This window comes from Thermithiobacillus plumbiphilus, assembly GCF_038070005.1.
In the GTDB taxonomy this organism is placed as follows: domain Bacteria; phylum Pseudomonadota; class Gammaproteobacteria; order Acidithiobacillales; family Thermithiobacillaceae; genus JBBPCO01.
Window position 1 is genome coordinate 312,432 of the sequence record NZ_JBBPCO010000001.1, and the last position, 24,082, is coordinate 336,513.

Sequence of the window (24,082 nt, forward strand, 5' to 3'; positions counted from 1 at the left end):
CGGTCCGGTTTTCTTTCTGGCCGGGGAGGATGCGATGTTCAGAAAACTCCTGATCGCAAATCGCGGCGAGATCGCAACCCGGATCATACGCGCCTGCAGCGAACTGGGTATCACCTCTGCTGCCATCTATACCGAACCTGACCGCTTCGCCTTGCATGTCAAGAAAGCGGATGAAGCCTATAGCGTCGGGCCTGATCCGCTGCTTGGCTATCTGAATGCGCATCGCATCGTCAATCTTGCGGTCGAGACCGGCTGCGACGCTCTGCACCCTGGTTATGGTTTCCTTTCCGAGCATCCTGAACTTGCCGAAATCTGCCAGCGACGTGGGGTAGCCTACATCGGGCCCGAACCGGAAAGCATCCGACGCATGGGCGACAAGACACTGGCAAGGCAAACCATGCAGGCAGCGGGCCTGCCTGTGGTGCCGGGCACCGACCAGCTCGGATCGCTGGAAGAAGCCCTCGGGGCGGCCGCCTCGATCGGCTATCCGGTCATGCTCAAGGCCAGTGGTGGCGGTGGCGGCCGGGGCATCCGTCGCTGCAACGATCCGCAAGAACTGCGCCGGAATTACCAGCGCGTGATCTCGGAGGCGGAAAAGGCCTTCGGCAACCCTGAAATCTTTCTTGAAAAATTCATCGAGTCGCCCAGGCACATCGAGGTGCAGATCCTTGGCGACCGGCAGGGCAATATCGTGCATCTCTTTGAAAGGGACTGTTCCATTCAGCGCCGTCACCAGAAACTCATCGAGATCGCGCCCTCGCCTCAACTGAGCCCGGAGCAGCGGGACCAGGTCTGCCGGTTCGGCGTGGCGGCGGCACGCGCCGCGAATTACATCAATGCCGGGACGGTGGAGTTTCTGCTCGATCAGGACGGCAGGTTCTATTTCATGGAAATGAATACCCGGCTGCAGGTGGAGCATCCCGTGACCGAGCAGGTCACCGGGATCGACATCGTCCAGGAGCAGATCTGCATTGCCGCAGGCCAGCCGCTGTCGTTTGGCCAGCAGGACATCAGCCTGCGGGGGTACGCCATCGAATTCCGGATCAACGCCGAAGACCCGAAGAACAACTTCCTGCCCAGCTTTGGCCGGGTGACGCGCTATTATTCGCCGGGGGGTCCGGGCGTGCGCACCGATGCCGCCATCTATACTGGTTATGAAATCCTGCCTTACTATGACTCCCTTTGCGCCAAGCTGACCGTCTGGGCGCGGGACTGGGATGGCGTACTGCGCCGCAGTCGACGCGCCCTGAAGGACATGGGTCTATACGGCATCAGATCGACCTTGCCCTACTATCAGGAGATACTGGATTGCCCGGAGTTCGTGGCAGGAAGGCTGGACACCACCTTCGTGGATAGACATCCCGAGTTGCTCCAGTATACCGATCAGCGTACCACGCCGGTGGCTGTCATCGTCGCCGCCGCCATTGCGGCCCGCGAAGGGCTCTAGGAGGAACATGGTCATGCAGGAGCAGGTATTCATCACGGAAACCGTGCTGCGGGATGCGCATCAGTCGCTGTTGGCAACCCGCATGCGGACCGAGGACATGCTGCCCATTTGCGACAGGCTCGACCGGGTCGGCTTCTGGTCGCTGGAGGTCTGGGGTGGTGCTACCTTTGATGCCTGCCTGCGCTTTCTCGGGGAAGATCCCTGGGAGCGTCTGCGCAAGTTGCGCGCGGCCTTGCCCAATACCAGATTGCAGATGCTGTTGCGCGGCCAGAACCTGCTGGGTTACCGGCACTATCCGGATGATGTCGTCGAGGCCTTCATCGAGCGGGCCGCAGCCAACGGCATCGACGTGTTCCGGGTCTTCGACGCCATGAATGACCTGCGCAACCTCGAAACCTCCATTCGTGCCATCAAGGACCAGGGCAGGCATGCCCAGGGCGCCATCTCCTATACCGAGAGCCCGGTGCATACGCTGGACACTTTCGTCGAAATGGCGCGGGAACTGACGGACATGGGCTGCGACAGCATCTGCGTCAAGGACATGGCAGGGCTGCTCACGCCGCAAAAGGCCTTCGAACTCTTCTCGGCGCTTCGGGCGACCACGCCCCTGCCCCTGGATTCACATAGCCATGACACGGCCGGGCTCTCGGCCCTGAACCACCTGCGCGCGATCGATGGCGGCGCGCGCATCATTGACACCGCGATTTCCTCGCTGTGTTGCGGCGCCTCGCATGCTCCCACGGAAACCATGGTCATCGCCCTGGCCGACACGGCCCATGACACCGGTCTCGACCTGGCCCTGCTGCAGGAGATCGCAGCCTATTTCCGCGAGATCCGGCGCAAGTACCAGGCGCATGAATCCGAATTCACCGGCATCGATACCAGGGTGCAGGTCAACCAGGTGCCTGGTGGCATGGTGTCGAATCTCATCAGCCAACTGCGCGATCACGGTGCCCTGGACCGTCTGGATGAGGTGCTTGCCGAGATCCCGCGGGTGCGGGCGGACTTCGGCTACCCGCCATTGGTCACGCCAACCTCGCAGATCGTGGGCACACAGGCGGTATTCAACGTCCTGTCGGGCAAGCGTTACGAGCACATCACCAATGAAACCAGAAATTACCTGCTTGGGCTCTATGGCAAGCCCAAGGGGAGGGTCGCCGCCGATCTGCAAAGATTGGCGATAGGCGATGTCCTGCCCGAAACAGGCCGGCCAGCCGATCGCCTGAGCCCTGAACTTCCCTCGCTCCGCGCACGTATCGGTGATCTGGCCAGCAGCGAGGAGGATGTCCTGAGCTATGCCCTGTTTCCGGATATTGCCACCCGTTTTTTCGAGCAAAGGTCCCATGGAAAGGCGTTTCCCGAAGCGCCCGCCCCGATTCCCGTCGATACCTCGGCCAAACAGAGGGCGCCGAACGACTTCCATGTCACGGTACACGGGGAAACCTATCATATCCGCATTCTTGGTACCGGGATCAGCCATGAGGCCCAACGCCCTTACTTCGTGAGCGTGGATGGCATGCCCGAAGAGGTCTATGTCGAGATCCTGAATGGCGCGGGGGCTCAGGCTGAAGCCCCGGCAACGGCAGCACAGGAACCAAGCCCGGCACCCCGCCGACGTGCAAGCCTGGCCGGCCATGTGACCACCTTCATGCCTGCCACCATCGTCGAGGTCCTGGTAAAGTCCGGCGATCAGGTCAAGGCCGGCGACCCGGTATTGGTGACCGAGGCCATGAAGATGGAAAGCGAGATCCATGCGCCCATTGGCGGCCGGGTTGTGGCGGTGCATGTCGCCAAGGGCGACGTCGTCAATCCTGATGAAATCCTGATCGAGATCGAATGATGCACATCAGCCGCCCGCTGATCCTGGCTTCCACCTCCCCCTATCGGCGTGCGCTCCTGGAACGGCTTGGCCTGCCCTTTACGCAGGAGCCGCCCCTGGTGGATGAGGCAGCCCTGCCTGGCGAGACGCCGGAAGCGCTGGTGCTGCGTCTGGCACGTGCCAAGGCCATGGCCGTGGCAAGCCGTCACCCGCAGGCAATCGTCATTGGCTCGGACCAGATGGCAGTGCTTGGAGAACAGATCCTGGGAAAACCCGGCAGCCCCGAGCGCGCCTGCGCACAGCTTGCAATGCTGAGCGGACAATCGGTTCGCTTCCTGACGGGGCTGGCTGTGATCTGTCAGGCCCAGGGACAGCATCTGGTCGAGATCGTGCCGTTTACAGTCCGGATACGGCAGCTGAGTACTGCCGAAATCAGTGATTACGTGGCCCGGGACAATCCCGTGGACGCCGCCGGCAGCTTCAAGTCCGAGGGCCTGGGCATTGCCCTGTTCGAGCGCATGGAAGGCGAAGACCCGACCGCCCTCATTGGTCTGCCGCTGATCCGGTTGACCCAAATGCTGGCTGACTGTGGCGCGAGGGTGCTGGGTTAGCGCCCTGCCCGCCCTTCGAGCCAGGGCAGGAGATCGGCCATGCTGGCAAGGCAGGCAATGGCGCCGCTGGCGAGCAGTTCCTCGCAGGGATTCACACCGTGCGCGACTCCCAGGGCGTCGACGCCGGCGGCCCGCGCCATCCGGATATCATGCAGCGAGTCCCCGACCATCAGCGTCTCTTCGGCGCTGACCCCATTTTCCTGCATCAATTCCAGCAGCATGTCCGGCGCAGGTTTTGACTGGCTTTCATCAGCGCAGCGCGAACTCGAAAATACCCGACAGATTCCGTGCTGCTCGAAAAGGCGCGCGAGACCCCGGCGCGCCTTGCCGGTGGCCACGGCCAGGCGGTAGCCGGCGCCATGCAGGGCCTCCAGGGTGCTCTCCACTTCGGCAAAGAACGGCATGCATTCGGGCGGCGCGGACAGAAAGCAGTCGCGATAATGATCGACGACGGTTTCCAGGGCCTCTGCGGACAGATCCGGCATGAGTTCGCTCATGGCCTCCTGAAGTCCCAGTCCGATGATGGCCCGGTAACGTTCGGGTGGCAGCACCGGCAATCCTGCCCGCTGGAAGGCAGTCTCCAGACAGGAAGTAATCAGGCCCACCGAGTCCATCAGAGTGCCGTCCCAGTCAAACACGATCAGTTCATAGCGCCTTTGCATCAGCTACTGCTCCCATCCAGCTTTTGAAGTACTGCTTGAAGTTCTTCGGGCAAGGGTGCTTCAACCATGACTCTTTCCCCTTTCACAGGATGCATGAAGTTGAGGTGGGCGGCGTGCAGAAAGAGTCGGCGCAGCCCAAGCTCGCGCAGTTCCCGATTGAATTCCGGATCACCATATTTATCGTCCCCCGCCACCGGATGACCGATACTCTGCAGATGTACCCTGATCTGATGCGTCCGGCCGGTCTCCAGTTCCGCGCGCAACAGGGCCGCGCGGCGAAACCGTTGCACCGGCACGAAACGGGTGCGAGCCGCCTTGCCTTCCGCCTCGGCCTGAACGATGCGCTCACCCGAACGCAGCGTGTTCTTGCGCAGGGCCAGATCCACGCTCTGCGCGCCTCCCTTCCAGGCGCCCTTTGCGAGCACCAGATAATGCTTGTCCATCTGCCCTTCACGCAGCTGTTCATGCAGCCCCCGCAGGGCGCTGCGTTTCTTGGCCACGATCAGGCAGCCCGAGGTTTCCCGATCCAGCCGATGTACCAGTTCCAGGAAGGGAGCATCAGGCCGGGCGGCCCGCAGGGTTTCGATGACGCCGAAGCTCAGGCCGCTGCCACCGTGGACTGCGAGACCAGAAGGCTTGTTGAGTACCAGCAGTGCGTTGTCCTCATGGAGGATGGCGGTTTCCAGGCTGGACTGCAGGCCGGCGGGTGCCTTTGGAAGGGGTTTGTCGCTGTCTGCCTGTTCACGTACCGGCGGCAGACGGACGACATCTCCTTCCAGCAGGCGGTAAGTCGCCTGGACGCGGCCCTTGTTGACGCGCACCTCGCCGGAACGAAGCATTTTATAAACATGGGACTTGGGGATGTTCTTGAAGTGTCGCAGCAGAAAGTTGTCGATCCGCTGCCCTGCCTCTTCGGCCCCGACCTGATGCTGGCGGACCTTGGTCAGAGCTCCTGGTGAAGTGGGTTGCAAAGGGCCTCCGGGCTGCCTGTTTAGTCTGCTGAGTAAATTTGCTATTCTACGTTTGCTATACTGAGATTTCGAGGGTGCTGGCCTGGTTTGTCATGCGAAAATCGCCGGCGCGCCGTATCATGCGGGAATAAGCACGGAACCGCTTAAACAATCATGATTATAATGCTGCCCTGGTCTGTGGCCTTCGATCCAGCCTCATTACCATATTGCATACTGACATTTTTTGGCGCGCTCCCTTCCGGGCCAATCGTGGCCATTACCGGAACAACAAGGTCGAGCGCAGGAGAACAATTCACATATGAAGCGCATGTTGATCAATGCCACGCATCCGGAAGAGGTGCGTGTTGCCTTGGTGGATGGCCAGAAGCTGGTAGACCTTGATATCGAGTCAGCCTCCAAGGAGCAAAAAAAGAGCAACGTTTACAAGGGGGTAGTGACGCGGGTCGAACCCAGTCTCGAAGCGGCCTTCGTCGACTATGGCGCGGAGCGCCATGGCTTTCTGCCTTTCAAGGAGATTTCCCGGGAGTATTTCCATGCTGGGCATGGTGGCGATGACAATGGCGGCGGGCGCAAGCTGCGCATTCAGGATGTCATCCGGGAAGGGCAGCAACTCATCGTTCAGGTCGAGAAGGAGGAACGTGGCAGCAAAGGTGCGGCGCTGACCACCTTCATCAGCCTGGCCGGCCGCTATCTCGTGCTCATGCCGAACAACCCCAAGGCGGGTGGCGTTTCGCGGCGCATCGAGGGCGAGGACCGGCAGCATATCCGTGAGGTGCTGGCGCAACTGCACATACCCGAGAACATGGGGGTGATTGCCAGAACCGCCGGGATCGGCAAGAACAGTGACGACCTGCAGAATGACCTGAATTATCTGGTCAGCGTCTGGACCGCCATCCGCGACTCTTCCCAGACCCGCGGGGCGCCTTTTCTGATCTATCAGGAAGGAAATGTCGTGGTGCGGGCCATCCGCGACTATTTTTCCGAGGACATTGGCGAAATCCTCATCGATTCGCAGTCTGCCCATGATGCGGCCTCCCAGTTCATGGGCTCGATCATGCCGCAGATGATCAAGCGCATCCGCCTGTACCAGGATAGCATTCCCCTCTTCTCCCGATTCCAGATCGAGCATCAGATCGAATCTGCCTTCTCCCGTGAGGTCCGGCTCGAGTCCGGTGGCGCCATCGTCATCGATCATACGGAGGCCCTGGTCTCCATCGATATCAACTCCGGTCGTGCCACCAAGGGCCAGGATATCGAGGAAACCGCGTTCAGGACCAATCTCGAAGCGGCCGAGGAGATCGCGCGCCAGGTACGCCTGCGCGACCTGGGTGGTCTGATCGTCATCGATTTCATCGACATGGGTCCTGCCAAGAACCAGCGCGAGGTCGAAAATCGCCTCAAGGAGGCATTGAAGCTGGACAAGGCCCGGGTACAGCTTGGGAGGATCTCCAAGTTCGGCCTGATGGAGATGTCCCGCCAGCGTCTGCGCCCGAGCCTGGAGGAATCCAGTCATCAGCCCTGCCCGCGCTGTAACGGCACTGGCCAGATTCGCGGCGTGGAATCGAGCGCCCTGCATATCCTACGCATCATTCAGGAAGAGGCAATCAAGGAGCGTACCGGCCAGGTTCAGGTCCAGGTGCCGATCGAGGTCGCCACTTACCTGATCAACGAGAAACGTGCTGAAATCGTCGATATCGAGATCAAGACCGGCATCAAACTGCTGCTCCTGCCGAGTGCGGAGCTGGTCACGCCGCACTACCAGCTCAATCGCCTGCGCGTGCAGGAAATGACCCAGGGCCAGTTGCCGAGCTATCAGATCATTCAGCAGGAAAGCCTGCCGGCCGAGGCAGTGCCTTTGCGGGCGGTCAAGGTTCACGAAGGGCCTGCGGTCCGGCCCGGCGATCTTGCTCCCCGGGCTCCTCTGCCTGCACGCGAGGACACCCCACCGAGCGCATCTGAACCGGCACCGGCAGCACCGGCGTTGACCATGCTTGCCAAGCCCGTGGGTCTCCTGAAACGTCTCATGAACGCGCTGCTACGCCGCCATGATCCGGACCTGCCGACAGAAGCTGCCGCGCCAACGCAGCTGCTTGCAGAGCCGGTGCCCGCGCCCGACCTGACGCAAGACATTCCAGCCTCGAGTCCGCGTCCGCGCCTGCTGGAAAACAGGGGCCCACGTCCGGACCGCCAAGCGCCGCAGGCTGGCGCGCAATATGCTCAGAAGCAGGAAAAGCGGGATACCGAAGATAAAGATGCCGGCCTGCAACCCAGAGCAAGTGCTTCTGCCGAAAGTGCTACAGAAACCAGCGAACCGTCCGAGCGTAGCGGATCACGTCGCAATCGCCGGGGGGGGCGGCGCGGCCGGGGTGGCAAGGGCGAAGTGGGTGCTGGCCAGGAATTGTCACCTGCGACCCAGGACAAGGTCTCTGAAGCGCTGCCTGAGGCCAAGGCGCATCCGCGCCAGCGGCATCAAGCGACTCCTGTGGCAGAGATGGCTGCAGTGGAGATTTCCCAGGAGGGTCGTGGAATGGCGGTTGATCAGCCTGCCCCTGCCCGGAACAAGGCCGCCGTCCAGCGTAATCGTATGAAGCCGGCCCCGGGAGATTGGCATGATCTGGAGCTGCAGGTGGAGACAGACCGGGATGAAACGCATGTCCCGGCTGCTATGGATGCTGGCGAGCACCAGGAGCTGGCGGGGCTGCCGTCTACCCTGGAATCTGCTCCCTCGTCTGAAGCTCAGGAGGGTTCAGAGATACACCCCGGTTCCACTGAACGAGCCCTGGAGACAGGGGTGGAGCAGCCCGATATCCGGAGTTCTGATGTAAATGCCCCGCCAGTACAGCCTCAGTCGCGGCAACAGGCGGAAATCCCGGATGCCCCAGGTCTGAAGCAGGATAGCGTCACGACTGCCAGCGAACCGAACTTCGAGGCTGAACAACCCGAAGAAACAGTGCCCCAGGAAACAAAGGCCGAGGAAACTAAACCCGAAACAACCCCTGCCAGGGCATTGCAGCGGACGCATTACGCACGCCGTCGCCCGCTCGCTGCAAGGGTGGGAATGCCTGCAGTGACGCAGGAAGCCGTCGATAGCGCACCGGAAAAGCCTGACATTGGGGCCAGTGCAGGCAGGGACCCCATATCTGAGGATCAGGCGACCGAAGAAGACAAGATGCCTGAAGATCAGAACCCCGACTGAGTTCGATGCAAGCAGAGGCCCGCCAAATGGCGGGCTTTCTGCTTCAGGCCTGACAAACTTGCTTGATCAGTCCCTGTGCCGCAAGTTCCAGCATATTCAGCACCTCATCGAAGTCCTGCGAGTCGCCATAGTAAGGATCAGGCACTGCCATCCCTTTCTGCGGCCCCGGGGCATAGTCCATGAAGAGTGACAGCCTGGCGGGCGCGCCAGCGGGCTGCATGGCGCGCAGGCGGCGCAGGTTTTCGGTGTCCATCGCCAGGATGTAGTCAAAGCGATGGAAATCCTCGGGGCTGACCTGGCGTCCGCGCAAGCCGGTGATATCGACACCGCGTCCAGAACAGGCCTGCTGAGCGCGCTCGTCCGGCGGCTCGCCGATGTGATAGTCGGCGGTACCGGCCGAATCGATTTCCAGCTTCAGGCTTTGCTCTGCGGCGAGATGACGCAGGACGCCTTCGGCCATGGGTGAACGGCAGATATTGCCGAGGCAGACGAAGAGAATTCTGATCGTATGTGATGGAGTCTGAGTCATGCAAAGGGCTCGCATTATGGCAATCCCTGCCAGTCTAGCTGCACTGGCAGGGACTTGTCATCGCTCAGCTGCTGGCGAACTCAACTTGCGCGGGCGCGCGCCGGTTGCTTGCCCAGCGATGAAGGATCGACGCCCAGCAGGAGCTGTTCCAGCCGCCGCAGTTCATCGCGGGTCCTGGCCGCTTTCTCGAACTCGAGATTCTTCGAGTGCTCGTACATTTCCTGCTCCAGGCGCTTGATGCTGCGGGCCAGACCCAGGGCATCCGTCGGCGTGGCATAATCGCCCGCTTTCTCGGCGGCGCGGGCCTTCGGTGCGCCCGGCTTGCGGGCATAGACGCCCTCGATCAGGTCGGCCACCGGCTTGATGATGCCCTGCGGGATGATGCCATTGGCGGTATTGAATTCGATCTGCTTGTTGCGACGCCGCTCGGTTTCCTCCATGGCGCGCTGCATGGACGCCGTGATCCTGTCGGCATAGAGGATCGCACGGCCCTGCAGATTGCGGGCCGCGCGGCCGATGGTCTGGATTAGGGAGCGATCGGAGCGCAGGAAGCCTTCCTTGTCGGCGTCAAGAATGGCGACCAGGGCCACTTCGGGCATGTCCAGACCCTCGCGCAGCAGGTTGATGCCAATCAGCACGTCAAAACTGCCGGCGCGCAGGTCGCGAATGATCTCCACGCGTTCTACGGTGTCGATGTCTGCGTGTAGATAGCGCACCCGGATGCCAAGGTCGCTCAGATAGTCCGTGAGGTCCTCGGACATACGTTTGGTCAGGGTGGTGACCAGGACCCGGAAACCCGTGCTGACGGTGGCGTGGATCTCGCCGATCAGGTCATCGACCTGATTGCGGGCCGGACGCACTTCCACCAGGGGGTCCACCAGACCGGTCGGGCGCACCACCTGCTCGACGATCTGGCCGGAGTGGTTCATCTCGTAAGTGCCGGGGGTGGCCGAGATGAAGATGGTCTGCGGCATCAGACCCTCGAATTCCTCGAATTTGAGCGGGCGGTTGTCCATGGCTGATGGCAGCCGGAAACCATATTCCACCAGGGTCTCCTTGCGCGAGCGGTCGCCCTTGTACATGCCGCCCACCTGCGGCACGGTGACATGCGACTCGTCGATGAAGAGCAGCGCGTTGGCGGGCAGATAATCGAGCAGGGTCGGCGGCGGGGCACCGGCGGGACGGCCCGAAAGATAACGTGAGTAGTTCTCGATGCCGGAGCAATAGCCGAGCTCCGCCATCATCTCCAGATCAAAGCGGGTGCGCTGATCCAGACGCTGGGCTTCGAGTTCCTTGCCGGCGGCGCGCAGTTGCGCCAGGCGCTCGCGCAGTTCGTCCTTGATCAGGCCGATCGCGCCCTTGAGCACGGTTTGCGAGGTCACGTAGTGGGTCTTTGGATAGACCGTGTAGCGGGCCAGCTTCGCGATGCGCGCGCCGGTGAGCGGATCGAAGAGGCTGAGCTGCTCGATCTCGTCGCCAAAGAGCTCCACCCGCAGGGCCTCGCCCTCGCTTTCCGCGGGATAGATATCGATGACGTCGCCATGCACGCGGAAGGTACCGCGCTTCAGTTCCGTGTTGTTGCGGGTATACTGCAGCTCGGAAAGCCGCTTTAATATGGCCCGCTGGTCGATCAGGTCGCCCTGGCGCAGATGCAGGATCATCTGGTGATAGGCGCCGGGGTCACCGAGACCATAGATCGCCGAGACGGTGGCGACGATGATCACGTCGGGGCGCTCGAGGATGGCCTTGGTGGCCGACAGGCGCATCTGCTCGATGTGCTCGTTGATCGAGGCATCCTTCTCGATGAAGGTGTCCGAGGACGGCACATAGGCTTCCGGCTGGTAGTAATCGTAGTAGCTGACGAAGTATTCCACCCGGTTGTCGGGAAAGAAATCGCGCATCTCGGCATAGAGCTGTGCTGCCAGGGTCTTGTTCGGCGCCATGATCATGGCGGGGCGGCCGGTGCGGGCGATCACGTTGGCCATGGTGAAGGTCTTGCCCGAACCGGTCACGCCCAAAAGGGTCTGGAAGGCCTCGCCGTTGTTCAGGCCGTCGAGCAGTTTGCGGATCGCCTCGGGTTGATCGCCACGCGCTTCAAATTGGCTCTTGAGTTCAAAATTTTTCGTCATATCATTAGGCGGTTTTAACGCCTTATCAGGGTGCCCCCGGGGCACGGAATCAGGGAGATCTTTGCTTGGACACTTTTCTTTCCCGTCGGGTTCAGGCCATCAAGCCCTCGCCCACCCTCGCGGTGACAGCGAGAGCGGCCCGCCTGCAGGCGGAAGGCCGGGATATCGTGAGCCTGGGCGCCGGGGAACCGGACTTCGACACGCCGGACTATATCAAGGAAGCCGCCATCAGGGCCATCCGCGAGGGCTTCACCAAGTATACCGCAGTGGATGGCACGCCGGGTCTCAAGCAGGCGATTGTCGAAAAATTCGCCCACGACAATGATCTGCACTTCAGCCCGGCGCAGGTGCTGGTGTCCGTCGGCGGCAAGCAAAGCTTCTTCAATCTGTGTCAGGCCCTGTTGAATCCGGGTGACGAGGTCATCGTGCCGGCGCCCTATTGGGTATCCTACACCGATATCGTCATTCTCGCCGAAGCCACGCCGCGCGTGGTCGAGACTGACATGGACAGCGGCTTCAAGGTGAGGCCGGCACAACTGGCCGCAGCGATCACGCCCCGGACAAAATTGCTGGTACTGAACAGCCCCTCGAACCCGACCGGCTCGGCCTACACCGCCGATGAACTGGCAGCTCTTGGGGAGGTGCTGCGTGCGCATCCACAGGTGCTGATCGCTACGGACGACATGTACGAGAAGATCCTCTTCACCGAGGCGCCCTTCGTGAACATCGCCAATGTCTGCCCTGACTTGTTGCCGCGCACCGTGGTCATGAACGGGGTGTCCAAGGCCTATGCCATGACCGGCTGGCGAATTGGCTATTGCGCCGGGCCAGAGCCCCTGATCAAGGCCATGACCAAGGTTCAGTCGCAGAGCACCTCCAACCCGACCTCCATCGCCCAGAAGGCGGCGGAAGCCGCCCTGCGCGGGGATCAGTCGGTGCTGGAGCCGATGGTGCGGGCCTTCCGGGAGCGCCACGATTATGTCGTGGAGCGCCTGAACCGGATGCCGGGCGTGCGTTGCCTTGAGTCCCAGGGCACCTTCTATGCCTTTCCATCCTTTCACCGGGTCATTGCCGAGCGTGGCCTGAAAAATGATCTGGAACTGGCCGAAGAGTTGCTGGAAAAGGCCGGGGTTGCCCTGGTGCCGGGTTCCGCCTTCGGGGCCGAGGGCTATCTTCGCATTTCCTTTGCCACCAGCATGGAGAACCTGCAAAAGGCGCTGGACCGCATCGAAGGCTTTCTCGGAAGCTGAGGAATCCACGCCAGATCAGGACCCGGAACCCCGCTCGCCAGTATTTTCGCCGAGACTGTCGAGCAGGTAGCTCAGCCAGCGGTCGCTCAACTGTTCCTGGGGACTGTTCTGGGACAGGCGGGCGCCGAGATTGTCGAAATCCACATCGAAGAGTGGTTGGTTCTGGTTGAAGCAGGAGAACACGATGCGCCTGGTCTGACCGCTGTCGCGCTCCTCATGGCGGCACAGGCACTGCGCGCAGATCTCCTTCATCATGCACTGCATCGGGCTGTTGACGCCGGCGTAGGCCCGCACGCCCGATTTCAGGTAAGGCGCCATAGGGCCTGTGAGCAGGTCGGCACTCAGGCGCATCATCTTCGCCGAGCCCAAGGCCCAGATCACATCCGCCGACGCCAGGATCTCCTGGGCATCGTCCAGCCGGCCCGCCAGACAGCGGGAGGCCAGATCCTCGGGGCTATCATGCAGACGCTCGTCGCCAGCACGCAGCCCACAGGGCAGCTCACCCTGTTCCAGGGACCAGAAGATCCGGTCACAGGCGGCCTCCAGGCGATCCTGCCAGAAGATCTCCTCGCTAGTTTCAAAACAGCCAAAGAAGGTCACGTGATTGCCGGCCGCCCGCCAGACAGGCCCCACCGCGCTCAACAAAAATATCGCCCGACGCCCGCCCATGACGACGATGCGTTGGTTTTCCGGGATCGGCATGGCCGTGCCGGTCGGGCCCATGAGCACCAGCGGATCACCGGGCTTGAGCCGGCTGATCAGGCGGCTACTGGCGCCAACCTCCAGCACTACCAGGCTCAACTCCCCCCGTTCAGGATCAGCGCCCGCGCCACTCAGTGCCAGGGCCTCCATCTGCAGGCGGGTGCCGTTGACCAGGGGTGACTGCGCCTCATAATTCTGCACACGGAAAAAATGCCCTGGCTGCCACTTGCGCGCCTGTTGCGGCGCATGCAGCACCAGTTCCACCACATTCGGCGCCAGACGGTTCAGGCGCAATACGCGCGGACTCAGGCGTTCGCTCAAGCCAGCGCGAAAGTGCTCGAATTCCTCGGGATCTCCCGGAATGTCCAGACGGTCCTGAAAGATCCTGCGGATCTCAAGCGCCCCCTGCTTGCCCGAGGCCATGGCATCGACCACGCTGCCGTGAAACAGCGGATGGCAGTCGCCATAGATGCTGACGCCTATCTGCGAGGTCTGGAAGCCCATGCGCGGATCCTTGGCATGGCTGTCCAGCGGCGCGGGTATCAAGCCATCGTCTTCCACCCGGAAAGGTACGTAGTAGCGACCATGCATGGCGAAGGTGCCCGGATATTCGCGCTCATAGACGGTGTTGGGCGTCGCCCCGGCGGCCACCAGCACGGTGCGCGCGGGCAGGCGCAGCATCTCGCCACTGCCCACCCAGCGGCCATCGCCAACCTCCATCTGTTTTTCAAGGCGTAGGCCGGCCACGTGGCCGTACTGGTCCAGTTCCGCTTCCACCGGACTCAGGGCCTCGGCGTAGTAGATTCCCTCCTCCAGCGCCTTGCTGACTTCATTATCGCTGCGCAGGTAGGCCGGCGAGGCACGCATGGCGCGGCGGAAGGCGACGGTCACCCCACCCCATTGGCGCAACAGCGACAGGAAATCCGGCGCGCGCTGCTCGGTGGCGGCCCGCGCCCGTTCTGCCCGCACTGCCTGGCCATGCGCCAGGAATTCGTCGAGGATCTCGCGCTCCAGCGGCGGCAGATCCTCGGGCGCGCCCACCAACTCAAAGCGATCCAGCACTTTTTCCACCTGGCGGATGTAGTAGGCCTGCGCCTCGGTCGCGGTGTCGATGCCGGTCAGCCCGCCGCCGATCACCACCAGCGGCAGGCGGATCTGCAGGTTGGCGAGGCTTTCGCGCTTGGCAGCACCTGTCAGTTGCAGGGCCATGAGAAAATCATTGGCCTGGCGCATGCCGCGCGCGAGCCCTTGGTGCATCGGGATGACGGTGGGCTTGCCCGCGCCCGGCGCCAGGGCGACGTGATCGAAACCGAGCGACCAGGCATCCTCCAAAGTGAGCGTGCCCCCGAAGCGCACGCCGCCATGGACCGCGAAGTGCTGACGCCGCTGCAGGGCGACGTTGATCACCTTGAGAAAATTCTTGTTCCAGCGCACCGTGATGCCGTACTCGGCCACGCCGCCAAAGCCGGTCATCTGCCGCTTGTCGAGATCCTCGTAAAGCACATTGATGTCACGAATGGGGTGTGGAGGCTGGCCCGGACGATATACCAGCTCCTGAGGCAATGGCTCGATCTTGAGGCCATCGATCAGGACCACGCCGAAGCCGGCATTGAGAAGATGCTGGGACAGGTTGAAACCGGCGGGACCGGCGCCGACCACCAGGACCTTGATGCCGTTATAGGCGGCAGGTACTGGATAGTCGCGGCGCAGCGGGTTCCAGCGTGTCAGCAGGCTGTAGATTTCAAAGCCCCAGGGCATGGCCAGCGCATCGGTGAGGATGTTGGTCTCAATGAAGGGAATGTCCACCGGTTCCTGCTTTTGATAGATGCAGGACTTCATGCAGTCATTGCAGATGCGGTGCCCGGTGGCGGGACACAGGGGGTTGTCGATCATGATCACGGAAAGGGCCCCGAGATTCAGTCCCTCGCGCTTGAGTACGTGGCTCTGGGAAATCTTTTGACCCAGGGGGCAGCCGGTCAGGGTCTCGCCAAGCGGATTGACGCGTAGGCCGTGATCACCGCCCTGGCCTTTTTCCGGAAAGCCCTTGCTGCAGAAATCCCCCTCATGCTGGTGGCAATAGACGCAATAATGCACATGATCCAGGGAGCGGCGCAGATTGCGGTAGCTGTTGTCGGTCAGGGAAAAGCCTTCGCGATTGCGCCGCCGATCAGGCGGGCCTTCAAGGCGCCCATAGGGATCGTCGGGGACCGGGTCAGCTTCCACCAGACGCATGAAATTCAGCCGTTTTGGCAGGTCCAGACTGCGCCAGCCGGCGGTTGCAGCCTTGCCCTCCGGGGAATTCAGGGCATGCCAGGTCCAGTCGGCGATGAAATCAAGCAGGGCGCGATCATCGGATTCCTTCGCCAGCAGCCAGCGATCGGCCATGGCCAGTTCAGGATCGCTTGCCGCAAGTTCCTCGGCAAAGGGCAGGCTCAGGCTGGCAAAATCGCCCGGCGGCGGACTGCGGCGTTTGGCGACGGCTTTCACCAGTTCCGCCTTGAACAGGAAGACGGGATCCTGCTGCTGCACCTGAAACGTCCCGGCATCGCGTGCGGGCATGATGCCAAACAGGCTGGCGAGAAAATCGTCGAGCAGCCGGCCGGCATCGATGAGAATGGCCGAGCTCTCCGTCTCCGGCATTTCGGGGTCACGACGATAGCGACGCAAGCCCTCGCCAAGTGCCGGATCGGCCTCATCCACGAGGGCGAGAAAGGCGGCGTCCAGCCGCAGCATGCCCTCCCGGATGAAGAGATCGGCGTATTTCAGGCCGGGTAGATTCAGCTGCAGTGCTTCATTCAAACATCACCTCCACGTTTTGCGCGACCTTGACTGCCCGTTCGCGCGCCTCGTCGGTATCGCGGCCCATGGCCAGTGCCACGCCCATGCGGCGACGCTCGCTCGCCACTGGTTTGCCGAACAGCCGGATCCGTGACTCGGGGACCATCAGCGCCTGTTCGAGCCTGCCATACCGCGGCGCCCAGCCACGGCCCTGGCCATAGATGACCGCGGAAGCCGCTGGCCCCAATTGCTTAGGGGCGACCGGCAATCCCAGAATGGCGCGCAGATGGATCTCGAACTCGCTCATGTCCTGGCTGGCCAGGGTCACCAGGCCCGTGTCGTGCGGGCGCGGGCTCAATTCGCTGAAGATCACCTCATCCCCGCGCACGAACAATTCCACGCCATAGATCCCGTAGCCGCCAAGATTGTCGGTGATGATCTGCGCGATCTCCTGGGCGGTGCGCAGGGCCTTGTCGGACATGATCTGCGGTTGCCAGGACTCGACATAATCACCATGCTCCTGGCGGTGGCCGATGGGCTCGCAGAACACCGTGCCAAAGGCTGTACGCGCGGTCAGCAGGGTGATTTCATAATCGAAGTCCACCCTGCCCTCGATGATGACGCGCTGACCGGCTACCCGTGCCCCGGTGGCGGCATAGGACCAGGCGGCCGACACCTCATCGGGGCTGCGGATCAGGCTCTGGCCCTTGCCGCTGCTCGACATGATGGGTTTGACGAAACAGGGATAGCCCAGGGCCTCGACGGCCTCGCGCAGCCCGGCTTCGCTGTCGGTAAAGCGATAGGGCGAGGTCGGCAGGCCAAGTTCCTCGGCGGCGAGACAGCGGATACCCTCGCGGTTCATGGTCAGGCGCACGGCGCGTGCGCTAGGTACCACGGTCGCCAGTCCTTGCGCCTCGATATGCGCGAGAATATCCGTGTTGATCGCCTCGATTTCCGGTACGATGAGGTCCGGGCGCTCACGCTTCACCAGGGCCAGCAGGGCATCGGCATCAGTCATGTCCAGCACCAGACTGCGATGCGCCACCTGCATGGCAGGCGCATTGGCGTAACGGTCCACCGCAAGGACTTCGACGCCCAAGCGCTGTGCTTCGATGACGAATTCCTTGCCGAGCTCTCCGCTGCCGAGCAGCAGAATGCGTGTGGCGCTGGCGGATAGCGGCGTACCGATCTTCATGTCTACCTCGTGGAATTTTAGTGAGGCTTTCAAGTCTATCCGTAAAGCACGGACAGTTCATACCACTAAGGTTTGCAGGTTGCCACTTTGGTTCGATAATGATTCATTATAGAATCATTTTATAAGTACTCTCCCGATATGGAGGTTCCAACATGCAGATTGGCATCGTGGGTCTGGGTCGCATGGGCGGAAATATGGCGCGTCGCCTGCGCCGGGGCAATGCCGACGTGGTGGCTTACAACCGTAGCGCCGCACTGACCGACAGCATGGCCCAGGAGACAGGTCTGGTGGCGGCACACAGCCTGCAGGAGCTGGTGGACAAGCTGCCCGCGCCGCGCATCATCTGGCTGATGCTGCCAGCCGGCGAGGCGACCCAGAACCACATCGATCAACTGCTCCCGTTGCTCTCCAAGGGGGACATCCTGGTGGATGGCGCCAATGCCTTCTACAAGGATTCCATGCTTCGGAGCGAAATGCTGGCCAAGCATGGCATCGATTTCATGGATGCCGGCGTCTCCGGCGGCATCTGGGGCCTGGAAAATGGCTATGCCCTGATGGTGGGCGGCAAACCCGAGGTGGTTGCGCGGGTCGAGCCCTTCATCAGGATCCTGGCGCCCGGCCCGGACAAGGGCTGGCTGCATTGCGGGCCGGCAGGCAGCGGGCACTTCGTCAAGATGGTCCACAACGGTATCGAGTACGGCATGATGCAGGCCTTTGCCGAGGGCTTCGCGTTACTGCATGGGCGCAAGGATTTCGACCTCGATCTCGCAAAGATTGCCGAAATGTGGCGCCACGGCAGCGTGGTGCGCAGCTGGTTGCTGGATCTGACGGCGGAATTCCTGCAAAAAGGCCAGGGGCTGGAGGATATCGCGCCGGTGGTGGCCGATTCCGGCGAAGGTCGCTGGACGGCGATGGAATCCATCGAGCAGGGCGTGCCCGCCCCGGTGATCAGCCTGGCGCTGGCCATGCGTTTCGCCAGCCAGGGGCACTTTGATTACGAGGCCAAGCTGCTGGCCATGATGCGCAAGGGTTTTGGCGGCCATGCCGTGACCAATGCCCCGGTGATGGATCTCAGCCCCGGGGGTGAGGGATGATCGAAGGCGCCTGCCATTTCGTGATCTTTGGTTCCACGGGCAATCTGGCTACCAAGAAGCTGCTCCCTGCCCTTTATCACCTGGAACAGGCCGGCCGGCTGCCGCCGGACCTGACCTTTTTCGCTTTCGGCCGGCGCGAGTGGGACACTGCTGCCTGGAATGCCCACATGCAGGAGGTACTCCAGAAGCGGCTCAGGAACTTCGATGCCGCCTTGTTTGGCAAATTTTGCAAGCGCTTCAGCTATGTCCGCGGCGAGCTCGATAATGCCGATTCCTATCAGGAGCTTGCCTATCGCCTGGGGAAGACGGAAATCACCACGCCGAGCAACACTATCTTTTACCTGGCTATCAAGCCCACGGAATTTGGCGAGGTGGTCAGCAATCTCGGTGCCGTAGGCCTCAACAAGGACAAGGGCAAGCATCGCATCGTCATCGAAAAGCCCTTTGGCGATGACCTGGAAAGCGCGCTGATGTTGAACGAACGCCTGCACAAATACTTCAACGAGGACCAGATCTACCGCATCGATCACTACATGGGCAAGGAAACGGTGCAGAATCTCATCGTATTCCGCTTCGCCAATCTCATGATCGAGCCGCTATGGAACCGCAACTTCATCGATCACGTGCAGATCACCGTGGCCGAGGACATCGGCATCGAGAACCGGGCGGATTACTACGACCGCGCCGGCGCCCTGCGCGACATGATCCAGAACCACCTGATGCAGCTCCTGACCCTAGTGGCCATGGAGCCTCCGGCGGCCCTGGAGGCCGATGCCGTGCGCGATGAAAAGGTGAAGGTGCTACGCTCCATCCGGCCCATCCCGCGTCGCGCCATTCACGCCCAGGCCCTGCGCGCGCAGTATGGTCCGGGCCACATCAATGGCCAGGGGGTGGCAGGCTACCAGGAAGAGCCAGGTGTCGAAGCTAACTCCGTCACCGAGACTTACGTCGCCCTGAAACTGTATATCGACAACTGGCGCTGGCGTGGCGTGCCCTTTTATCTGCGCACCGGCAAGCGCCTGGCCAAGCAGGCTTCGGGCATTGCCCTCCGTTTCAGGCAACCGCCCCAGCAATTGTTCCGTGAAACCCCCATCGAGAGCATCGAACCGAACTGGATCACTTTTTCCATCCAGCCCACGGAAACCATCAAAGCAGAGTTGCAGGTACGCCTGCCGGGCCTGGAAATGGATACCCGCACCGCACACTTGAATGCCTCCTATCGCATGGACAGCGAACAGCCGCTGGATGCCTACGAGGCCTTGCTGCTGGATGTCGTCGAGGGTGATCGCACCCTGTTCATCCGCTTCGACGAGGTGGAATGGGCCTGGCGGGTGGTGGATCCCATTCTCAAGAACTGGTCGCAGGAACGCGAATTCATCCACACCTATCCTGCCGGATCCTGGGGGCCGCCAGAGGCCGCAAGGCTCTTTGACAGTGAGGATCAGAGCTGGCGCAACGAGTTCTGAACATGCAGACCGCGACTGAGCAGCTACGACGCTGGCATCTGTATCCGGATGCCGACATGCTGGTCCGGCATGCCGCAGCCGCCATCGGGCGTATTGCGCATGAAGCCCTTTCCACTCACGGAGATTTCCATCTGGTGCTGGCCGGCGGCAGCACGCCCATTGCCATTTACAAGGCGCTGCGCGAGCTGGACACCGACTGGTCTGCCTGGCACCTCTACTGGGGTGATGAACGCTGCCTGCCGATCAATGAGGCCGAGCGCAACAGCCGCATGGCCTTTGAGGCCTGGCTGGATCATGTGCCTGTTCTCGCCTCACAGGTCCACCCCATGCCTGCGGAACTCGGTGCCGAAGCCGCCGCGAGTGCATATGCCAGGCTGCTGACCGAGGCAAAACGGCTGGATCTCATTCATCTGGGGCTTGGCGAGGACGGCCATACCGCCAGCCTGTTTCCAGATCACGACTGGGGCGAGGCAACGGATGCACCGCTGGTGTTGCCGGTGCACGACTCGCCCAAGCCGCCGCCAGACCGGGTCAGCATGAGCGCGCGCGCCCTGAGCCAGTCGCCACAGGTTTTCATGTATGTGACGGGTAAAGGCAAGCGGGATGCCATCAGGCGCTGGCGCGCCGGGGATAACATTCCGGCCAGTGCCATCAAGCCAGCCCAAGGTATCGACATCTGGCTGGATGAGGCGGCCTGGCCGGGATAAAGGGGCTCAAAGCCCCCGGATGGTCTTCATTTCATCGAGATACTTGCGTGTCAGCACCTTGCTTTCCTCCACGGCCGGCTGGTCAAAGGCATCGATCCCCATCAGTTCGGCGACCACCACAGTTTCCACTTCCAGCAGGATGATCAGCTCGCCGATGGCGAAGGCATCGCCCTGCAGCAGGCTCAGGGTGCGGTTGGGCCGGCCACGACGGCTGAGCGTCTCGCGGGTACCCAGGAATTCCGCGCCGAACAGTTCGCCGGTGGTATGCCCCACCAGGGGCTTGACCGCGGGCAGGTCGGCAAAACGGGTCGGGATGCGCTCGCCGGCGGTGAGCAGGTCGGGCGAGGTCAGGAAGGTGAACTGCTTGTCGGAAGGGCCGTCGAGAAAGAGCTGCAACTGACTGTGCTGATCCGTCACGCCCTTAGCGCTGACCGGCGTCAGCCCGCGCTCGCGCCCCTGGGGATCGTGCTTGCCAAGACTCTCCGCCCAGAGTTGCCGGTACCAGTCCACCACCAGGGTCAGGTGATCGGAATAGGGCATCCACTGACTGATGGTCTTGCCATTTTCCGCCAGAAGATACTGCGCGGCCCCCTGCCAGAGCCCGGGATTCTCGCGGATGTCCTTTTGGCAGCAACGATCCGCCATGGCGCGTGCGCCTTCCATGACGCCATCGATATCCACGCCCGCCAGATAGGCCGGCAACAGGCCCACCGCTGACAGCACCACATAGCGCCCCCCCACGGCGGGATGCGGAATGACCGGGATTTCCAGGCGCTCGGCAATCTGCTGCAGGGCGCCCTTGGGCTCTTCCGTGATCACCAGCACATGTTCATGCACGCACTGGGCACCAAGTTCGCGCTCCATGCGCGGCAATACCGTCAGGAACTGGGCAATGGTCTCAGCGGTATTGCCGGATTTGGAGATGACGATCAGCAGGGTCTCGTTCCAGTCGATGCGGTCCAGGGACTCCAGCGTGATCGGATCGACATTGTCATAGAAGCGCACCCGGCGGCGGTCATTGCGCCGGCCGAGGGTCTGCACCAGCATGTTGCCGCCCAGCGACGATCCGCCGATGCCAAAGACGATGAACCTGGTGAAACGCTTGAGCATCCTGTTGCCGAGCGTCTTGATCTCGTCCAGGTCGGTCTGGAATGGCAGGCCCAGAAAGGAAGGTTCCTTGCCATCACGCCAGATGCGCAACCGTTCGCGCAGGCCATCCAGCCGGTCACCCTGTGCGATCAGGTCTTCCTCACGGATGCCATGCTCGCCCACGGCCGATGCCATGAAGTTGTCACTGTTGATGGAAATCCGGCTGAAAATGCTCACCTACCCCTCCTGTTGTGGTTTTAGAATCAATCCTGCGAGTGGTGGTAAATCCAGGCAAAGGGAATAGGGAAAACCCATCCATTCCTGACTGTCTGCCTGCAGCGTGCCACCATTGCCGGCATTGCTGCCCGCGTAATAGCCTGAGTCGCTGTTGAAGATCACGGCATAGGTCCCGCCCTGTGGTACGCCGATACGATAATTTGGACGCGGCACGGGCGTAAAGTTCAATACCACGACGAGGATCTCGCCGGCGGTGTCGCGTCGTAGGTAAGCCAGCACCGAATGATGCGCATCATTGCTGTCGATCCACTGGAATCCCTGCTGCGAGAAGTCCTGCTCATGCAGGGCGGGTTCGCGCATGTACAGATGATTCAGGTCGCGGGAAAGCCGCTGGATGCCCTCGTGCCAATGTCGTGAGAGCAGATCCCAATGCACGCTGCCCGATACCTGCCATTCAGCCCCCTGTCCGATTTCGTTGCCCATGAAATTGAGCTTCTTGCCCGGATGGGTGTATTGGTAAGTAAAGAGCAGTCGCAGATTGGCAAACTTCTGCCAGGCGTCGCCCGGCATCTTGTCCAGCAGCGAGCGCTTGCCATGGACCACTTCGTCATGCGAGAGCGGCAGCACGAAATTCTCGTTATAGGCGTAGATCTGGCTGAAGGTGATCTCGTTGTGATGATACTGCCGGTGAATCGGGTCCTGGCTCATGTAGCGCAAGGTATCGTTCATCCAGCCCATGTTCCACTTCATGCTGAAGCCCAGCCCGCCAATGTAGGTCGGGCGCGAGACCATGGGCCAGGCGGTGGACTCCTCGGCAATGGTCACCGCGCCCGGATGGCGCTCGTGCACGAAGACGTTCATGTCACGCAGGAAATCGATGGCCTCGATATTTTCGCGCCCGCCAAAGCGGTTGGGCAGCCACTCCCCCGCCTTGCGGGAATAATCGAGATAGAGCATGGAGGCCACGGCATCCACCCGCAGGCCGTCGATGTGAAACTCGGAAAGCCAGTAATGCGCGTTGGCGAGCAGGAAGCTCCTGACCTCGTTGCGGCCATAGTTGAAAATGTAGGTCCCCCAGTCCTGATGCTCACCCAGGCGAGGGTCTTCATGTTCATAGAGGGCCGTGCCATCGAATCGCGCCAGCGCCCAGGCATCCTTTGGGAAATGGCCCGGCACCCAGTCGAGGATGATGCCGATGCCGGCCTGATGGCAGCGGTCCACAAAGTCGCGGAAATCATCCGGGCTGCCATGGCGGCTGGTCGGCGCAAAATAGCCCGTCACCTGATAGCCCCAGGACTCATCCAGCGGATGTTCAGCAACGGGCATGAGCTCAATATGCGTGTAACCCATCTCCTTGACGTATGGGATGATCTGGTCGACGATTTCCCGATAGCTCAGTGTACGCCCACCCTCCCCTCGCCGCCAGGAACCCAGATGCACCTCATAGCAGGAAATCGGCGTGGTCTGCCAGTCCCAACTGGCACGTGCCTGCATCCACTGCCCGTCCTGCCAGTCGTAATGGCTGGAAAAGACCTCGGCGGCGGTGCCGGGCCGGTGCTCGAACCGGCTGCCATAAGGGTCGGTCTTGAGGAAAACGGCCCCCGAATGGCGGTTGCGGATCTCGAACTTGTAGCGTGCGCCGGGTTCCAGGCCAGGAATGAATAGTTCCCAGACCCCGCTGCTGCCATGCGAGTACATCGGATGCACGCGGCCATCCCAGCGATTGAAGTCACCCACCACGCTGACCCGTTCGGCATTCGGCGCCCAGACGGCGAAGCGGACGCCATGGATACCCTCTTGCTCCACGACATGGCCACCCAAGGTCCTGTATGCTTCCCAAAGTCGGCCCTCGGCAAAGAGATGCAGATCGAAAGCGGATATCTCTGGAGAAAAGCAATAGGGATCGAAGGATTCGTGGAGATGACCGTCAGCTTCCCAGCGCAATCGATATGGCCTGCTCAGTGCCTCAGGCCGGACCAGTTCAAACAAGCCTGCCGGATGCCGCCTTTCGAGCGGCTCCCACCCAGCAGGTCCCGCCACCTCCACCCGGCTGGCATGCGGAAGAAAAGTCCGGATGATCCATTTTTTCTGATGCTGGTGCTGGCCAAGGAAGGAAAAGGGATCGTGGTGCCTTGCGTCGATGATTGCCTGAAGCTGGGAATCCATGCACTTCCTTCCGAAGGGAATTTTTGTTATCCAA

The 24,082-nt window shown here is 61.7% G+C and carries 16 protein-coding genes; 8 read left to right on the forward strand and 8 right to left on the reverse strand.

Features of this window, described 5'->3' with window-relative positions; all coding sequences use genetic code 11:
* The first annotated feature begins 34 nt into the window (after window positions 1-34).
* The 3 genes from WOB96_RS01515 to WOB96_RS01525 are packed head-to-tail and all read left to right on the forward strand — an operon-like array spanning window position 35 to window position 3,877.
* On the forward strand, window positions 35-1,447 hold the full coding sequence (locus tag WOB96_RS01515; RefSeq protein WP_341369494.1) for an acetyl-CoA carboxylase biotin carboxylase subunit: 1,413 nt from the start codon (window positions 35-37) through the stop codon (window positions 1,445-1,447).
* Between the two features lie 13 nt (window positions 1,448-1,460).
* Complete coding sequence (oadA, locus tag WOB96_RS01520; RefSeq protein WP_341369495.1) at window positions 1,461-3,287, forward strand: sodium-extruding oxaloacetate decarboxylase subunit alpha; 1,827 nt, start codon at window positions 1,461-1,463, stop codon at window positions 3,285-3,287.
* On the forward strand, window positions 3,284-3,877 hold the full coding sequence (locus tag WOB96_RS01525) for a Maf family protein (protein WP_341369496.1): 594 nt from the start codon (window positions 3,284-3,286) through the stop codon (window positions 3,875-3,877). Before oadA ends, WOB96_RS01525 begins: the two co-directional genes overlap by 4 nt.
* Here the strand turns inward: WOB96_RS01525 and WOB96_RS01530 are convergent.
* Together WOB96_RS01530 and rluC are read right to left on the reverse strand one after the other, a co-directional pair.
* Window positions 3,874-4,539 (reverse strand): HAD family hydrolase, encoded by a 666-nt coding sequence (locus WOB96_RS01530; RefSeq protein ID WP_341369497.1) that lies wholly within the window; start codon window positions 4,537-4,539, stop codon window positions 3,874-3,876. The two genes, WOB96_RS01525 and WOB96_RS01530, sit on opposite strands and share 4 nt — an antisense overlap.
* A complete protein-coding gene (gene rluC, locus WOB96_RS01535) occupies window positions 4,539-5,510 on the reverse strand; it encodes a 23S rRNA pseudouridine(955/2504/2580) synthase RluC (RefSeq protein ID WP_341369498.1) in 972 nt (323 codons plus the stop codon). The genes WOB96_RS01530 and rluC overlap by 1 nt, the downstream gene beginning before the upstream one ends.
* Before the next feature lie 298 nt (window positions 5,511-5,808).
* Between rluC and WOB96_RS01540 the strand changes: the two genes are divergently transcribed.
* A complete protein-coding gene (locus WOB96_RS01540; protein WP_341369499.1) occupies window positions 5,809-8,706 on the forward strand; it encodes a ribonuclease E/G in 2,898 nt (965 codons plus the stop codon).
* Window positions 8,707-8,749: 43 nt separating this feature from the next.
* Here WOB96_RS01540 and WOB96_RS01545 read toward each other — a convergent pair whose 3' ends face one another.
* Together WOB96_RS01545 and uvrB are read right to left on the reverse strand one after the other, a co-directional pair.
* Window positions 8,750-9,250 carry a low molecular weight protein-tyrosine-phosphatase gene (locus WOB96_RS01545; RefSeq protein WP_341369500.1) on the reverse strand — a complete coding sequence of 167 codons (501 nt, stop codon included), beginning with the start codon at window positions 9,248-9,250 and terminating at the stop codon, window positions 8,750-8,752.
* 65 nt (window positions 9,251-9,315) lie between these two features.
* Window positions 9,316-11,364 carry an excinuclease ABC subunit UvrB gene (gene uvrB, locus WOB96_RS01550; protein WP_341369501.1) on the reverse strand — a complete coding sequence of 683 codons (2,049 nt, stop codon included), beginning with the start codon at window positions 11,362-11,364 and terminating at the stop codon, window positions 9,316-9,318.
* A gap of 65 nt (window positions 11,365-11,429) precedes the next feature.
* On the opposite strand from uvrB, the gene WOB96_RS01555 reads away from it, so the two are divergent.
* Window positions 11,430-12,614 carry a pyridoxal phosphate-dependent aminotransferase gene (locus tag WOB96_RS01555; protein WP_341369502.1) on the forward strand — a complete coding sequence of 395 codons (1,185 nt, stop codon included), beginning with the start codon at window positions 11,430-11,432 and terminating at the stop codon, window positions 12,612-12,614.
* A gap of 15 nt (window positions 12,615-12,629) precedes the next feature.
* Here the strand turns inward: WOB96_RS01555 and WOB96_RS01560 are convergent, their stop codons facing one another.
* Window positions 12,630-16,115 carry an FAD-dependent oxidoreductase gene (locus WOB96_RS01560; protein WP_341369503.1) on the reverse strand — a complete coding sequence of 1,162 codons (3,486 nt, stop codon included), beginning with the start codon at window positions 16,113-16,115 and terminating at the stop codon, window positions 12,630-12,632.
* Complete coding sequence (gene purT / locus WOB96_RS01565; protein WP_341369504.1) at window positions 16,108-17,289, reverse strand: formate-dependent phosphoribosylglycinamide formyltransferase; 1,182 nt, start codon at window positions 17,287-17,289, stop codon at window positions 16,108-16,110. Before purT ends, WOB96_RS01560 begins: the two co-directional genes overlap by 8 nt.
* Before the next feature lie 152 nt (window positions 17,290-17,441).
* Between purT and gnd the strand changes: the two genes are divergently transcribed.
* The 3 genes from gnd to pgl are packed head-to-tail and all read left to right on the forward strand — an operon-like array spanning window position 17,442 to window position 20,556.
* Window positions 17,442-18,383, forward strand: a complete 942-nt coding sequence (gene gnd, locus WOB96_RS01570; protein WP_341369505.1) for a phosphogluconate dehydrogenase (NAD(+)-dependent, decarboxylating) — start codon at window positions 17,442-17,444, stop codon at window positions 18,381-18,383.
* Window positions 18,380-19,849 (forward strand): glucose-6-phosphate dehydrogenase, encoded by a 1,470-nt coding sequence (zwf, locus tag WOB96_RS01575; protein ID WP_341369506.1) that lies wholly within the window; start codon window positions 18,380-18,382, stop codon window positions 19,847-19,849. The genes gnd and zwf overlap by 4 nt, the downstream gene beginning before the upstream one ends.
* Window positions 19,850-19,851: 2 nt before the next feature.
* On the forward strand, window positions 19,852-20,556 hold the full coding sequence (gene pgl, locus WOB96_RS01580; RefSeq protein WP_341369507.1) for a 6-phosphogluconolactonase: 705 nt from the start codon (window positions 19,852-19,854) through the stop codon (window positions 20,554-20,556).
* 6 nt (window positions 20,557-20,562) lie between these two features.
* On the opposite strand, the gene WOB96_RS01585 is transcribed toward pgl, so the two are convergent.
* Both WOB96_RS01585 and glgB read right to left on the reverse strand, forming a co-directional pair.
* Entirely contained in the window at window positions 20,563-21,882 is a 1,320-nt protein-coding gene (locus WOB96_RS01585) for a hypothetical protein (RefSeq protein WP_341369508.1), read from the reverse strand.
* Window positions 21,883-24,048: a 1,4-alpha-glucan branching protein GlgB gene (glgB, locus tag WOB96_RS01590; protein WP_341369509.1), complete on the reverse strand. Its 2,166-nt coding sequence runs from the start codon at window positions 24,046-24,048 to the stop codon at window positions 21,883-21,885.
* Window positions 24,049-24,082: the final 34 nt, after the last annotated feature.

Bases quoted from the DNA above. Each gene is read 5' to 3' on its own strand.
- WOB96_RS01545 (WP_341369500.1), bottom strand. From the start codon at position 9,250: ATGCGAGCCCTTTGCATGACTCAGACTCCATCACATACGATCAGAATT.
- WOB96_RS01515 (WP_341369494.1), top strand. From the start codon at position 35: ATGTTCAGAAAACTCCTGATCGCAAATCGCGGCGAGATCGCAACCCGG.
- zwf (WP_341369506.1), top strand. From the start codon at position 18,380: ATGATCGAAGGCGCCTGCCATTTCGTGATCTTTGGTTCCACGGGCAAT.
- glgB (WP_341369509.1), bottom strand. From the start codon at position 24,048: ATGGATTCCCAGCTTCAGGCAATCATCGACGCAAGGCACCACGATCCC.
- pgl (WP_341369507.1), top strand. From the start codon at position 19,852: ATGCAGACCGCGACTGAGCAGCTACGACGCTGGCATCTGTATCCGGAT.
- purT (WP_341369504.1), bottom strand. From the start codon at position 17,289: ATGAAGATCGGTACGCCGCTATCCGCCAGCGCCACACGCATTCTGCTG.
- uvrB (WP_341369501.1), bottom strand. From the start codon at position 11,364: ATGACGAAAAATTTTGAACTCAAGAGCCAATTTGAAGCGCGTGGCGAT.
- WOB96_RS01530 (WP_341369497.1), bottom strand. From the start codon at position 4,539: ATGCAAAGGCGCTATGAACTGATCGTGTTTGACTGGGACGGCACTCTG.
- gnd (WP_341369505.1), top strand. From the start codon at position 17,442: ATGCAGATTGGCATCGTGGGTCTGGGTCGCATGGGCGGAAATATGGCG.
- WOB96_RS01540 (WP_341369499.1), top strand. From the start codon at position 5,809: ATGAAGCGCATGTTGATCAATGCCACGCATCCGGAAGAGGTGCGTGTT.
- oadA (WP_341369495.1), top strand. From the start codon at position 1,461: ATGCAGGAGCAGGTATTCATCACGGAAACCGTGCTGCGGGATGCGCAT.
- WOB96_RS01525 (WP_341369496.1), top strand. From the start codon at position 3,284: ATGATGCACATCAGCCGCCCGCTGATCCTGGCTTCCACCTCCCCCTAT.